Source organism: Enterobacter cloacae complex sp. HYC042_NIDB (assembly GCF_056673315.1).
This window is the reverse complement of the sequence record NZ_CP109650.1, coordinates 3,887,452-3,900,538: the sequence shown is the minus strand read 5'-3', so window position 1 is coordinate 3,900,538 and position 13,087 is coordinate 3,887,452. Positions and strand designations below refer to the sequence as shown.

12 protein-coding genes are annotated in these 13,087 nt (G+C 60.3%); 8 read left to right on the top strand and 4 right to left on the bottom strand.

Going from position 1 to position 13,087, the window contains the following annotated elements:
- The 4 genes from OKF39_RS18645 to hycI are packed head-to-tail and all read left to right on the top strand — an operon-like array spanning position 1 to position 2,165.
- Positions 1 to 543, top strand: a complete 543-nt coding sequence (locus tag OKF39_RS18645) for a formate hydrogenlyase complex iron-sulfur subunit (protein WP_041908477.1) — start codon at positions 1 to 3, stop codon at positions 541 to 543.
- Complete coding sequence (locus OKF39_RS18640; protein WP_028014210.1) at positions 543 to 1,310, top strand: NADH-quinone oxidoreductase subunit B family protein; 768 nt, start codon at positions 543 to 545, stop codon at positions 1,308 to 1,310. The genes OKF39_RS18645 and OKF39_RS18640 overlap by 1 nt, the downstream gene beginning before the upstream one ends.
- A complete protein-coding gene (locus tag OKF39_RS18635) occupies positions 1,307 to 1,717 on the top strand; it encodes a formate hydrogenlyase maturation HycH family protein (protein WP_479983240.1) in 411 nt (136 codons plus the stop codon). Before OKF39_RS18640 ends, OKF39_RS18635 begins: the two co-directional genes overlap by 4 nt.
- Positions 1,710 to 2,165, top strand: coding sequence for a hydrogenase maturation peptidase HycI (gene hycI, locus OKF39_RS18630; protein WP_041908481.1), 456 nt, complete (start codon positions 1,710 to 1,712; stop codon positions 2,163 to 2,165). The genes OKF39_RS18635 and hycI overlap by 8 nt, the downstream gene beginning before the upstream one ends.
- A 79-nt stretch (positions 2,166 to 2,244) precedes the next feature.
- Here the strand turns inward: hycI and OKF39_RS18625 are convergent, their stop codons facing one another.
- Together OKF39_RS18625 and ascF are read right to left on the bottom strand one after the other, a co-directional pair.
- Positions 2,245 to 3,669, bottom strand: a complete 1,425-nt coding sequence (locus OKF39_RS18625) for a 6-phospho-beta-glucosidase (protein WP_045261255.1) — start codon at positions 3,667 to 3,669, stop codon at positions 2,245 to 2,247.
- Positions 3,670 to 3,687: 18 nt separating this feature from the next.
- Entirely contained in the window at positions 3,688 to 5,139 is a 1,452-nt protein-coding gene (gene ascF / locus OKF39_RS18620) for a PTS cellobiose/arbutin/salicin transporter subunit IIBC (RefSeq protein ID WP_479983239.1), read from the bottom strand.
- Positions 5,140 to 5,352: 213 nt separating this feature from the next.
- Between ascF and OKF39_RS18615 the strand changes: the two genes are divergently transcribed.
- The 4 genes from OKF39_RS18615 (at position 5,353) to OKF39_RS18600 (ending at position 10,292) form a co-directional block, all read left to right on the top strand.
- Entirely contained in the window at positions 5,353 to 6,366 is a 1,014-nt protein-coding gene (locus OKF39_RS18615; RefSeq protein ID WP_032644912.1) for a LacI family DNA-binding transcriptional regulator, read from the top strand.
- A 133-nt stretch (positions 6,367 to 6,499) separates the two neighbouring features.
- Positions 6,500 to 7,045: an electron transport protein HydN gene (gene hydN / locus OKF39_RS18610; RefSeq protein ID WP_008499565.1), complete on the top strand. Its 546-nt coding sequence runs from the start codon at positions 6,500 to 6,502 to the stop codon at positions 7,043 to 7,045.
- A 6-nt stretch (positions 7,046 to 7,051) separates the two neighbouring features.
- A complete protein-coding gene (gene hypF, locus OKF39_RS18605; RefSeq protein WP_479983238.1) occupies positions 7,052 to 9,268 on the top strand; it encodes a carbamoyltransferase HypF in 2,217 nt (738 codons plus the stop codon).
- Between the two features lies 1 nt (position 9,269).
- Positions 9,270 to 10,292 carry a HoxN/HupN/NixA family nickel/cobalt transporter gene (locus OKF39_RS18600; RefSeq protein ID WP_045261259.1) on the top strand — a complete coding sequence of 341 codons (1,023 nt, stop codon included), beginning with the start codon at positions 9,270 to 9,272 and terminating at the stop codon, positions 10,290 to 10,292.
- Between the two features lie 90 nt (positions 10,293 to 10,382).
- Here OKF39_RS18600 and norW read toward each other — a convergent pair whose 3' ends face one another.
- Together norW and norV are read right to left on the bottom strand one after the other, a co-directional pair.
- Positions 10,383 to 11,516 carry an NADH:flavorubredoxin reductase NorW gene (gene norW / locus OKF39_RS18595; RefSeq protein ID WP_479983237.1) on the bottom strand — a complete coding sequence of 378 codons (1,134 nt, stop codon included), beginning with the start codon at positions 11,514 to 11,516 and terminating at the stop codon, positions 10,383 to 10,385.
- Positions 11,513 to 12,955 carry an anaerobic nitric oxide reductase flavorubredoxin gene (gene norV, locus OKF39_RS18590; protein ID WP_479983236.1) on the bottom strand — a complete coding sequence of 481 codons (1,443 nt, stop codon included), beginning with the start codon at positions 12,953 to 12,955 and terminating at the stop codon, positions 11,513 to 11,515. Before norV ends, norW begins: the two co-directional genes overlap by 4 nt.
- Between the last annotated feature and the right edge of the window lie 132 nt (positions 12,956 to 13,087).

Genomic DNA, 13,087 nt, shown 5'->3' with positions numbered 1-13,087 from the left:
ATGTTTACCTTTATCAAAAAAGTGATCAAAACCGGCGCGCAGACCAGCAGCTATCCGCTGGAGCCGATCCCGGTGGATAAAAACTTTCGCGGCAAGCCGGAGCACAACCCGCAGCAGTGCATCGGCTGCGCGGCCTGCGTCAACGCCTGCCCGTCGAACGCCTTAACGGTGGAAACGGATCTTAAAACCGGCGAGCTGGCCTGGCAGTTTAACCTCGGGCGCTGCATCTTCTGCGGCCGCTGCGAGGAGGTCTGCCCGACGGTCGCCATTCGACTTTCTCAGGAGTACGAACTGGCGGTGTGGAAAAAAGAGGATTTTCTCCAGCAGTCGCGCTTCGCGCTGTGCAATTGCCGCGTCTGCAAGCGTCCGTTCGCCGTGCAAAAAGAGATCGACTACGCCATCGCGCTGCTGCAGCACAACGGCGACGCCCGCGCGGAGCATCACCGCGAAAGCTTCGAAACCTGCCCGGAGTGCAAACGTCAGAAGTGCCTGCTGCCGTCCGACCGCATTGATATTACCCGCCATATGAGAGAGGCCAGCTGATGGAAAACTTACTCGGCCCGCGCGACGATAACGGCATTCCGGTGCCGCTGACGGTGGAGGAGTCCATCGCCAGCATGAAAGCGTCGCTACTGAAAAAAATCAAACGCTCGGCCTACGTCTACCGCGTGGACTGCGGCGGCTGCAACGGCTGTGAGATCGAGATCTTCGCCACCCTGTCGCCGCTGTTTGATGCCGAGCGCTTCGGCATCAAAGTGGTACCGTCCCCGCGTCATGCGGACATTCTGCTGTTTACCGGGGCGGTGACCCGCGCCATGCGATCGCCCGCGCTGCGCGCCTGGCAGTCCGCGCCGGATCCGAAAATCTGCATCTCCTACGGCGCCTGCGGCAACAGCGGCGGCATCTTCCACGATCTTTACTGCGTCTGGGGCGGCACCGACAAAATCGTGCCGGTGGATGTCTATATTCCGGGCTGCCCGCCGACGCCCGCCGCCACGCTGTACGGCTTTGCGATGGCGCTCGGCCTGCTGGAGCAGAAGATCCACGCCCGCGCACCTGGCGAGATCGACAACCAGCCCGCGGCCATTCTGCATCCGGACATGGTGCAGCCGCTGCGCGTGAAGGTGGATCGCACGGCGCGCAGGCTGGCGGGCTATCGCTACGGTCGCCAGATTGCCGACGATTACCTGCGCCTGCTGAGCCAGGGCGACCATCAGGTGGCGCGCTGGCTGGAGGCGGAAAACGATCCGCGTCTCAATGAGATCGTGGCAAACCTGAACAGCATTGTGGATGAGGCGCGTATCCGATGAGTGAAACGGTGGTGTTCAGCCAGCTGAGCCGTAAGTTTATTGATGAGAACGATGCCACGCCGGATGCGGCGCAGCAGGTGGTCTATTACAGCCTGGCGATTGGGCACCACCTCGGGGTGATCGACTGTCTGGAGGCGGCGCTAACCTGCCCGTGGACGGAATACCTGGCGTGGATCGCCACGCTGGAGGAGGGCAGCACCGCGCGGCGCAAGATGGAGGGCGTGCCGAAGTATGGCGAGATCGTCATCGACGCCAACCATATCACGATGCTCGCTAACGCCTTTGACGCGGCGCTCGGCAGGCAAACCCCGGCGCAGCAGGCGTGGAGCAAAACGCTGCTCGGCATGCTGCATGATATTCATCAGGAGAGCGCCATCTACCTGATTGTGAGGAGATTACGTGACTGACGTTTTACTGTGTGTCGGCAACAGCATGATGGGCGACGACGGCGCGGGCCCGCTGCTGGCGGAGATGTGCGCCGCAAAACCGCAGGGCGACTGGGTGGTGATTGACGGCGGCAGCGCGCCGGAAAACGATGTGGTCGCCATTCGCGAGCTGCGTCCGGAAAGGCTGTTGATTGTCGATGCCACCGATATGGGGCTGAACCCGGGCGAAATCCGCCTGATTGACCCGGACGACATCGCCGAGATGTTTATGATGACCACCCACAATATGCCGCTGAACTACCTGGTCGATCAGATTAAAGACGACGTGGGCGAGGTGCTGTTTTTGGGGATCCAGCCGGACATTGTCGGCTTTTATTACCCGATGACGCCGCCGGTGAAGGCGGCGGTGGAAGAGGTGTATTCGCGGCTGGCGGAGTGGGTTGGGGATGGAGGGTTTTCTCCGCTCTGAGCAGTGCCGGGTGGCGGCTACGCCTTACCGGGCCTACAAAACCGTAGGGTCGGTAAGCGTAGCGCCACCGGGCAACAGGCTACGCCAGATCCGCCCCGTTACTCGCAATCACCTTCTTATACCACCAGAACGACTTCTTGCGCTTGCGGTCCAGCGTGCCGTTCCCGGCGTCGTCGCGGTCAACGTACACAAACCCGTAGCGCTTGCTCATCTCGCCCGTTGAAGCCGACACCAGGTCGATGCAGCCCCAGGTGGTGTAGCCCATCAGCGGCACGCCGTCCTCAATCGCATCGCCCATCGCGCGGATATGCTCGCGCAGGTAGCTGATGCGGTAGTCGTCGTTGATCTCGCCATTTTCATCTATGACGTCCTTCGCGCCGAGGCCGTTTTCCACCAGGAACAGCGGCTTCTGGTAGCGGTCGTACATCATGTTCATGGTGATACGCAGGCCGAGCGGATCGATGCCCCAGCCCCACTCGCTTACCTGAATATGCGGGTTACGCAGGGACTTCACGATGTTCGCCGCGCTGGTGTTGCCCGCGTTCATGTCCGCCGACGCGCAGCGCGAGGCGTAATAGCTGAACGAGACAAAATCGACGGTGTTTTTCAGCAGTTCGTCGTCGCCTGGATCTTTCACAATCACAACGCCTTTTTCGCGGAAAACGCGGGCAGAGTAGGCCGGATAGCTGCCGCGCGCCTGCACGTCGATAAAGAACAGGTTCTCGCGGTCTTTTTCCAGCGCCATCCACACGTCTTCCGGCTTGCAGGAGTACGGGTAGAAGTTACCGCCAGCCAGCATGCAGCCGACCTGGTTTTCCGGGTTCACCTCGTGAGCGATTTTTGTCGCCAGCGCACTCGCCACCAGCTCGTGGTGCGCGGCCTGGTATTTCACCTGATCCTCGTTTTCACCTTCCTCAAACACCAGCCCCGCACCGGAAAACGGGCTGTGCAGCATGATGTTGATTTCGTTGAAGGTCAGCCAGTATTTCACCAGCCCGTTAAATTCCTCGAAGCAGGTGCGGGCGTAGCGGGCGAAGAAGTCGACCATCTTACGGTTGCGCCAGGAGCCGTACTCCGTCACCAGGTGCATCGGCACGTCGAAGTGGCAGAGCGTTACCAGCGGCTCAATGTTGTACTTTTTGCACTCCTCAAACACCGCGCGGTAGAAGGCGATGCCCTCTTTATTCGGCAGCGGCTCGTCGCCGTTCGGATAGAGGCGGCTCCAGGCGATCGAGGTGCGGAACACCGTAAAGCCCATCTCCGCCATCAGGGCGATGTCCTCTTTATAGCGATGGTAAAAATCAATCGCTTCATGGCTCGGGTAAAACTCATCGTCACGCAGCGAAAAACGCTTTTCCTTACCCAGCTTCACCGCCAGGCGGTTCGCGCCGTGGGGGATCATATCGACCGTCGTCAGTCCTTTGCCGCCTTCACGGTAAGCACCTTCACTCTGGTTGGCGGCAAGCGCGCCGCCCCATAAAAATCCTTGTGGAAAAACAGACATTCTTACCTCGCTTTCAATTTATGCTTTTGCTGCGTTGTTCTGTACCGGTGCGGTCTGCAGGGCGCGCGCTTTTTCAGCCTCGTCTTCGACCGGGATATCCTCAAACCCTAACAGCAGGGTCAGAACAAATGACAGCACCACGGCCAGCCCCATTACGCCAAACACCCAGACGATGGTCATCGGGTTGGCCGGGTCGAAGAACTGCACGCTGGTAAACAGCCCCGGCGCCGCCATCGAGTGGCTGGCAAGGCCTGCCATACCCGCCACCGCGCCGCAGATAAAGCCGCTGATCAGGCTCGCAATCAGCGGACGCTTCAGGCGTACCGCTACGCCGTACAGGGCCGGTTCAGAGATCCCCGCCATGATGGCGGAGGCCGCCGCGGCCAGCGCCGTCTGGCGCAGTTCCGGGTTTTTCGTTTTCCATGCCACCGCCAGCGACGAGCCGCCGAGCGACAGGTTGGCACCAATTTCTGACGGCATCACCATTCCTTCTTTGCCCGTTTCGGCAATGGTCTGAATGATGGTCGGCGTAAACACGCGGTGCATCCCGGTCATCACCAGCAGCGGCCACAGTGCGCCCATGATGGCGACGGAGAGCCAGCCCAGGTAGCCGTGAATGGTGTAAACCAGCGCGGAGATGGCGCTACCGATCCAGATCCCCAGCGGGCCAATCAGCACGATGGCGAGCGGGGCGGCAATCAGCACGATCAGCATCGGCTTGAGGAAGTTTTTGGTCACCGCCGGGGTGATGCGATCCACCCAGCGTTCGATATACGACAGGCACCAGGTCATGACCAGCGCCGGGATGACGGTATAGGTGTATTTCACCGCCGTCACCGGAATAAAGGCGAACTCAACGTGCTCGCCCTGCGCGGCTTTCGCCATCAGCTCGATAAAGCTCGGGTGCACCAGCACGCCCGCGATGGCAATCGCCAGCGACATGTTGGTTTTAAACTTCACCGCCGCCGAGGCCGCCACCATCAGCGGCAGGAAGAAGAACGCCCCGTCGCCAATGACCGTCAAAATGGTGAGCGTCGGCGCGCCTTTTTCCAGCACGCCAGTCATTTCGAGGATCATCGCCAGCAGCTTGACCATCGAGCCTCCGATGATCGCCGGGATCAGCGGTGACATGGTGCCGATCAGCGCGTCGAGGATCCCGGCACCAATGCGGCGTAACGTCAGCTTCTGCGGGCCTTCCGGTACCACGGGCTGCAGGTCAACGGGCAGCAGGCTCACTACTTCGCGGTACGCCTGTGAAACCGTGTTGCCAATAATCACCTGGCACTGGTTGTCGTTACGCACCACGCCAAGCACGCCGCTGATGCTTTTCAGGCGCGCAACGTCGCTAAGATTTTCGTCTTTCAGAACGAAACGCAGGCGCGTCATGCAGTGGGTGACGGCGACGATGTTCTCTTTGCCGCCCAGCGCGCTGATAACGTCGTTTGCCAGCGCAGCGTAGTTTTTGGCCATCGGATCTGTTCCTGTTATCGTTGTGTGAAATTTAGGAAACCGGTTCCACATAATCATCATGAGTTTCTTTTGTTGAAACAAGACCGCTTTTTGGACATTTTTTCTTTTCGTGATGAAGATCGCAGTGGGGTGTAGAAAGCGTGACGTCGTCGCTGCGACAATTTTTTCGCGGTGCAGTACACTGCCCGCATGAGTTTCGGATGGAAGAACAATATGACCACGATGCTGGAAGTGGCGAAGCGGGCAGGCGTGTCGAAAGCGACGGTTTCCCGGGTGTTGTCGGGCAACGGCTACGTTAGCCAGGAGACCAAAGACCGGGTTTTTCAGGCCATCGAAGAGAGCGGCTATCGCCCGAACTTGCTGGCGCGAAACCTGGCGACCAAACGCACCCAGACGCTTGGGCTGGTAGTGACCAACACCCTGTATCACGGCGTCTACTTTAGCGAGCTGCTGTTTAACGCCGCGCGGATGACGGAAGAAAAAGGGCGGCAGCTGATCCTCGCCGACGGCAAGCACAGCGCCGAAGAAGAGCGCGAGGCGATCCAGTATCTGCTGGATATGCGCTGCGATGCGGTAATTATCTACCCGCGTTTCCTGAGCGTGGAAGAGCTGGACGAGCTCGTCGAGAAATGCGAGCAGCCGATTATGGTGCTTAACCGCCGCCTGCGGAAAAACAGCAGCCACAGCGTCTGGTCCGATCATAAAGCCTCGTGTCAGGACGCGGTGTCGCAGCTGATTGCGAAAGGGCACCGGGAGATTGCCTTTATCACCGGTTCGCTGGATTCCCCCACCGGGGTTGAACGTCTTTCCGGTTACAGGGATGCGCTGGCGCAGCACGGTATTGCAGCGCGTGACGCGCTTATCGCCGAAGGGAAGTGGAACCCGGCCAGCGGCGCGGCGGCGGTCACTCAACTCCTCTCCCGCGGCGAACCGTTTACCGCGCTGGTGGCGAGCAACGACGATATGGCGATCGGCGCCATCAAGCAGCTGCACGACAGCGGCGTCGCCACGCCGGACGCGGTGTCCGTCATCGGCTTTGACGACGTGGCGATTGCGCCCTACATCGTGCCGTCGCTCTCCAGCGTGCGTATTCCGGTGACGGCGATGATCCAGGAGATCGTCAGTCGCCTGATTTTCATGCTCGACGGCGGAGAGTTCAAATATCAGCAAACCTTTTCTGGCGAGCTTGTCCTGCGCGACTCCGTTACCGATGGCCCGCACCGCTGACGTCGACATCTGTCATCGTCACTAATGACGATGACAGAAACGCTGCGTTTTTATTATTGTTAAAAATCAGTGGTTTAAATATTGGCACGGTTTATGAATAGCTTCGCGCATAACAGTTATGCCGGAGAAGCAGATGAACCGTTTTATTATGGCCGATGCCAGCAAGTGCATTGGTTGCCGTACCTGTGAAGTGGCGTGCGTTGTTTCCCACCAGGCGGAGCAGGATTGCGCCTCTCTCACTCCCGATACCTTCCTGCCGCGCATTCACGTCATTAAAGGTGTGAATATTTCCACCGCCGCCATCTGTCGCCAGTGCGAAGATGCGCCGTGCGCGAACGTCTGCCCGAACGGGGCGATTAAGCGCGAGAAGGGCTTTGTGCACGTGATGCAGGAGCGCTGCATCGGCTGCAAAACCTGCGTGGTGGCGTGTCCGTATGGCGCGATGGAGGTGGTTGTCCGCCCGGTGGTGCGCAACAGCGGCATGGGGCTGAGCGTGCGGGCGGAGAAAGCCGAAGCCAATAAATGCGATCTTTGCTATCACCGCGAAGCCGGCCCGGCCTGTATGGAGGCCTGCCCGACGCACGCGCTGGTCTGCGTGGATCGTGACAAGCTTGAGCAGATGAGCGCAGAAAAACGCCGTCGCGCGGCGTTCGACACCTCGTCATCGCTGCTGTTTTAAGCTGCGATGAGCGTTAACGGCGTACTGCTTCGGGTGCGCGGCAAAGTGCAGGGCGTGGGGTTTCGGCCCTTCGTCTGGCAGCTGGCGCACCGGCTGAAGCTTGTGGGCGATGTCTGCAACGACGGAGAGGGGGTCCTGGTGCGTCTCGCGGGTAATGGGGGGGACTTTACCGCGAGGCTGCATCAGGACTGCCCACCGCTGGCACGCATCGATCGCGTTGAAACGCAGCCGTTCACTTGGGCGGACATGCCTGAGGACTTTACCATCCGCCACAGCGATCGCGGGGCGATGGATACGCAAATCGTGCCGGATGCCGCCACCTGCCCGGCGTGTCTGGCTGAAATGCGCGATCCCCGCGAGCGCCGCTATCGTTACCCGTTTATCAACTGCACCCACTGCGGGCCGCGGTTTACCATTATCCGCGCCATGCCGTACGACCGTCCGGCCACGTCGATGGCCGCATTCCCGCTCTGCGCGCCGTGCGAATCCGAGTATCGCAACCCGGCCGACCGCCGCTTCCACGCCCAGCCGGTGGCCTGCCCGGACTGCGGGCCGCAGCTGGAATGGCGAGCCGGAGACACTATTGCCACTCGCGAATCGGCCTTAAACGAGGCGGTGAAGAGGCTGAAAAACGGCGGGATCGTGGCGGTTAAAGGGCTGGGGGGATTTCATCTGGTCTGCGACGCGCTTAACCCGCAGGCAGTGGCGACGCTGCGGGCACGCAAGCAGCGCCCGACGAAGCCGCTGGCGGTGATGCTACCGGATGCGGACGATCTGCCGGAGACGATACAGACGCTGTTACGCTCGCCCGCGGCACCGATCGTGCTGACGCCGAAAGCTTCGCTTCCCGCGTTTCCCGAGGAAATTGCCCCAGGGCTCGACTGCGTTGGCGTGATGCTGCCCGCGAACCCGCTCCAGCATCTTTTGCTGATGGACTGCCGGCGCCCGCTGGTGATGACCTCCGGCAACCTCAGTGGCAGGCCGCCTGCCGTCACCAACGCGCAGGCGCTGGAGGAGCTCGGCGGCATCGCGGACGGCTTCCTGCTGCACAACCGCGACATCCTGCAGCGCATGGATGATTCGGTGATGGATCGGGATGGCGCTATCCTGCGTCGTGCCCGGGGTTTTGTGCCCGATGCCGTCACGTTGCCCGCGGGTTTTGAGAATATCCCCGCCATGCTGTGTACCGGTGCAGAGATGAAAAACACCTTCTGCCTGGTGCGCGGCAACCAGGCGGTGCTGAGCCAGCACTTTGGCGATCTGAGCGACGAGGGCGTAGAGGCGCAGTGGCGCAGCGCGCTCTCGACGATGCAGGACATCTACGCTTTCCAGCCTGATAAGCTGGTGTGCGATGCCCATCCGGGGTATCGCGCGCGCCGGTGGGCGCAGGAGCAGGCGCTGCCCGTCGAAACCGTGCTGCATCATCACGCTCACGCGGCGGCGTGCCTGGCGGAGAACGGCTGGCCGCTCGGCGGCGGAGACGCTATCGCTCTGACGCTGGACGGGATCGGCATGGGCGAGAACGGCGCGCTGTGGGGAGGAGAGTGCCTGCGGGTGAACTATCTCGACTGCGAACGGCTCGGCGGCCTGCCTGCCGTGGCGCTGCCGGGCGGCGATCTGGCGGCAAAGCAGCCGTGGCGTAATCTGCTCGCCCACTGCCTGGCGTTTGTCCCGGACTGGCAACGCTACCCGGAAACGCGAGCGGTTCAGCGCCACAGCTGGCCGATGCTGGCAACGGCGATCCAGCGTGGTATCAACGCGCCACAGGCGTCGTCATGCGGCCGTTTGTTTGACGCGGTCGCCTGCGCGCTGGGCATCGACGCGCAGCGCTACGAAGGCGAGGCAGCGTGCAGGCTGGAGGCGCTGGCATCGCAGTGCGCGGGAGTTGACCATCCGGTGATTCTGGAAGCGAATAACCTTGCGCTGTTCTGGCAGCAGTGGCTGAACTGGCAGGCGGAGCCCTGCGAGCGCGCGTGGGCGTTTCACGACGCGCTGGCAAAAGGGCTGGCTCAGCTCGCCGCGCGCCATGCCCGACGCTTATCGATTTCGACAATCTGCTTCAGCGGCGGCGTGTTGCACAACCGCCTGCTGCGCGCGCGCCTGCGTCATTATCTTTCTGACTTTACGCTTCTTTTTCCTTCGCGCCTGCCCGCAGGTGACGGAGCGATCTCCTTCGGGCAGGCGGTGGTTGCCGCTGCCCGGTCATGTTCAAAAAGGATTTAAAATGTTACGACTGTTACGCAACGAACCTCGCGCCGCGCTTCTGCTGCTGGCTCTGGTAATGGCAAACCTGCTGGCCTGGGGATGGGCATGGCACTCTTTTAGCGGCAGCACGGCGTTGATGGCCGCCAGCCTGCTGGCGTGGTGCTACGGGCTGCGCCATGCGGTGGATGCCGACCACATCGCGGCCATTGATACCGTGACGCGTAAGATGATGCAGCAGGGCAAACGCCCGTGCGGGGTGGGGGCGTGGTTCTCGCTGGGGCACTCCACCATCGTGGTGCTGGCCTCCATTGCCATCGCCGCCACCGCCACGGCGTTTCAGAAAAACATGGAATGGTTCCACGAAACCGGCAGCCTGATTGGCACTGCGGTATCCGCCACCTTCCTGCTGGCGATGGCGCTGGTGAATATGGTGATCCTGCGCGGCGTCTGGCGCAGTTTCCAGGCGCTGAAAAAGGGCCAGACGGTGCAGGGTGACGTCACGCTGCCTGCCCAGGGGGGCGTTATGAACTGGCTGTTCGGTAAAACCTTCCGCCTCGTCAATAAAAGCTGGCAGATGTATCTGGTGGGTTTCCTGTTTGGCCTCGGCTTCGACACGGCCACCGAAATTGGCGTGCTGGGGATCTCCGCCGCCAGCGCGTCCAGCGGGATGTCCGTGTGGTCAATCATGATCTTCCCGGCGCTCTTCGCCAGCGGCATGGCGCTGGTGGATACGCTCGATAACCTGCTGATGGTCGGTGCCTACGGCTGGGCGTTTGATAAACCGCAGCGCAAGCTCTACTACAACATGACCATCACCGGCACCTCCGTGGTGGTTGCGCTGTTTATCGGCGGGCTGGAAGCGCTGGGCCTGCTGATGGATAAATTTGCCCTCAGCGGCGGCATCTGGGATCTGATCGGCGCGGTAAATGACAACCTGGGCAACGCCGGGTTTGTGGTTGTCGGGCTGTTCGTTGCCTGCTGGCTCATCTCCATGGCCAACTATCGCTGGCGCGGCTACGACGCGCTGGTGGTGCGTTCCTGAACTCCCCACCCTGTTTTACCCGGCGGCGCTACGCTTGCGCGGGTCTGCATGTAGGCCGGGTAAGCGGAGCGCTACCCGGCAATACGAGGGTTAAGCAGGCAGCGATTTCAGCAGGGCGAAGGCCTCCTTCATCCTGTCTTCGCTGACGACAAAGGCGCATATCTGACCGTCTGCATCGGTGCCGCGCGCCACCATTCCCTGCGGTTCGAGGGTAATTTGCCAGTTCAGATCCTGACGCTGCGTTTCACCTGCAAGATGCAGCGGCAATTCCGGCGTTTTGACCTTTACCAGCATGGCGGGTAATTTCAGCGGCGCGCTGCCGCCGAGCAGGTTTTTTGCCAGATACATGGCGCTTAATTGTATCGGTTGCAGGAAGGGCAGCACCTGGCCGTTAATTTCCGCGCAGTCGCCCAAGGCATAAATATCCGGCCGCGTGGTTTGCAGGTAGCTATTTACCTTCACGCCGCGGTTGATTTCAGCCCCTGCACGATGCGCCAGCGCGGTTTCCGGGCGCAGGCCCGTCGCGGCAACCACCGCATCCACTTCTACGCTGCGGCTGCGGTCGAGCGTGGCACGGATACCGCCTTCGGTTTTGCTCAGGCTTTGTAGCTGCGATTTCAACATCAGATGCACGCCCATATCGGTCAGACGATGCTGTAAGCGACTGCTTACTTCTGCGGGCATCAGCGCCGACAGAATGCTCGCCGCGTGGTCAACCAGGGTGACAGATTTTCCCGCCCGACAGAAGTCCATCGCCAGCTCGGTGCCTATCAGCCCGCCGCCGACAATCATCACCCGTTGCGCATCGCGTAGCCGGGTTTCGCTGCCCTGATACTCCTGCTGGCTGTTGAGGGTAATCATCAGCTCGCGGCCCTCAACCGGCGGCACAAACGCAGATGCCCCGGTCGCCAGCACCAGCCTGTCGTACTGCCAGGTTTTCTCTTTCGCTTTTACCACGTGGGCGTCGGCATCGATATCGGTGACCCAGGTGTACGGAAACAGACGCAGGTTGAACTGCTCCGCGAACTCCCCCGCCGTCTGGCGGGTGAGGTCATCGGCGCGCTGATTCTGGCTAATGACGTGGCTTAAATCAGGCTTGTTGTACTCGTCCATGCTGTCGGCGGCGATCAGCGTCAACGGCACGTTTGCATCCTGTTTGCGGATATTTTTCACCAGCTGGCGGGCAGCAAAGCCCGAGCCGATGATAACGATGCCGTTGCTCATTTTGCCTCCGTTGCCAGTTCATCAAAGACGTCTTTGCCGAGGGAGCATTCCGGGCAGAGGAAGTTGTCCGGCACCTCGCTCCACGGCGTGCCCGGGGCAACATCCTGCAGCGGTTCGCCCAGCTCAGGATCGTAGGTCCACTGGCAGACGCTGCACTGCATGCGCGGACCTAGATCGGCGCTGGCTGCCGCAGAACAGGTTTGTGGCTGTTCCGCAGGTTTTGCGGTGACTTCAGGAAGCGGGGCGAGCGCCCACTGACGGGCGATGTCGCGGCCATGCTGGCGGCAGATTTCCAGCGCGTCGATATCCGGACGCCATTTCGCCTTCAGGCTCATGGACATCTCAAAACCCGCATCCTGTAAACGGGTGGAAAGACGGTCTACCGCGCCGCCGCTCCAGCCGTGAGAGCCAAAGGCGCTGGCGCGTTTGTTGCGAAAGCGCAGGCCGGTCATCTCTTCCACCAGGCCGGCAATCTTCGGCATCATCACGTTATTCATGGTGGATGTACCCACCAGCACGCCCTTGGAGCGGAAGACGTTGGTCAGGATTTCGTTTTTATCGCTACGCGCCACGTTGAAGATTTTCACCGCCACGTTCGGGTCAACTTCGTTGATGCCCTGGGCAATCGCGTCCGCCATCATGCGGGTGTTGTTGGACATGGTGTCATAGAAGATGGTGATGCGGTCTTCCTGGTAATCCGCCGCCCATTTCAGGTACAGCTCGACGATCTGGGTTGGGTTTTCACGCCATACCACGCCGTGGGAGGTCGCAATCATATCTACCGGCAGGTTGAAGCCAAGGATCTCGGTGATTTTTGGCGTGACCAGACGGCTGAACGGAGTCAGGATATTGGCGTAGTAGCGCTGACACTGTTCGAACAGCTCGGTCTGATCCACTTCATCATTGAACAGACGTTCGTCGCAGTAGTGCTGGCCGAAGGCGTCGTTGCTGAACAGCACCGCGTCGCCGGTCATGTAGGTCATCATGCTGTCCGGCCAGTGCAGCATCGGGGTTTCGACGAAGATCAGCTGCTTGCCGTTGCCGATATCCAGCGTGTCGCCGGTTTTTACGGTGTGGAAGTTCCACTCCGGATGATGGTGGTGGCCGTTAATTGAATCAATGGCGTTGGTGGTGCAGTAGATTGGGGTATCCGGAATGTGGGACATCAGCTCGGTCAGCGCCCCGGCGTGGTCCTCTTCCGCATGGTTGATGATGATGTAGTCGATGTCATTCAGGTCGATTTCACCGCGCAGGTTCTGCACGAACTCACGGCTGAATTTATGATCGACGGTATCAATCAGGACGTTTTTACCTTCGCGGATGAGATAGCTGTTGTAGCTGCTGCCGCGCAGCGTTTTGTATTCCGTCCCGTGGAAATCGCGCACTTCCCAGTCACGTTGACCCACCCAATGAATGTTATTTTTAACCAGAATAGACATAGCAACCTCAACTTAATACAGCGTTTTTAAATAAGATGGTTTGCTTATATCAAGTTGCGTGCCAACTTTTTAAATTATTAATATTCAATAAGTTGTGATTTAATGCCCCATAATGAGTAGTCATTATGACTA

Bases quoted from the DNA above. Each gene is read 5' to 3' on its own strand.
- OKF39_RS18635 (WP_479983240.1), top strand. From the start codon at position 1,307: ATGAGTGAAACGGTGGTGTTCAGCCAGCTGAGCCGTAAGTTTATTGAT.
- OKF39_RS18645 (WP_041908477.1), top strand. From the start codon at position 1: ATGTTTACCTTTATCAAAAAAGTGATCAAAACCGGCGCGCAGACCAGC.
- OKF39_RS18600 (WP_045261259.1), top strand. From the start codon at position 9,270: ATGTTACGACTGTTACGCAACGAACCTCGCGCCGCGCTTCTGCTGCTG.
- hypF (WP_479983238.1), top strand. From the start codon at position 7,052: ATGAGCGTTAACGGCGTACTGCTTCGGGTGCGCGGCAAAGTGCAGGGC.
- OKF39_RS18615 (WP_032644912.1), top strand. From the start codon at position 5,353: ATGACCACGATGCTGGAAGTGGCGAAGCGGGCAGGCGTGTCGAAAGCG.
- OKF39_RS18625 (WP_045261255.1), bottom strand. From the start codon at position 3,669: ATGTCTGTTTTTCCACAAGGATTTTTATGGGGCGGCGCGCTTGCCGCC.
- hydN (WP_008499565.1), top strand. From the start codon at position 6,500: ATGAACCGTTTTATTATGGCCGATGCCAGCAAGTGCATTGGTTGCCGT.
- norW (WP_479983237.1), bottom strand. From the start codon at position 11,516: ATGAGCAACGGCATCGTTATCATCGGCTCGGGCTTTGCTGCCCGCCAG.
- ascF (WP_479983239.1), bottom strand. From the start codon at position 5,139: ATGGCCAAAAACTACGCTGCGCTGGCAAACGACGTTATCAGCGCGCTG.
- norV (WP_479983236.1), bottom strand. From the start codon at position 12,955: ATGTCTATTCTGGTTAAAAATAACATTCATTGGGTGGGTCAACGTGAC.
- OKF39_RS18640 (WP_028014210.1), top strand. From the start codon at position 543: ATGGAAAACTTACTCGGCCCGCGCGACGATAACGGCATTCCGGTGCCG.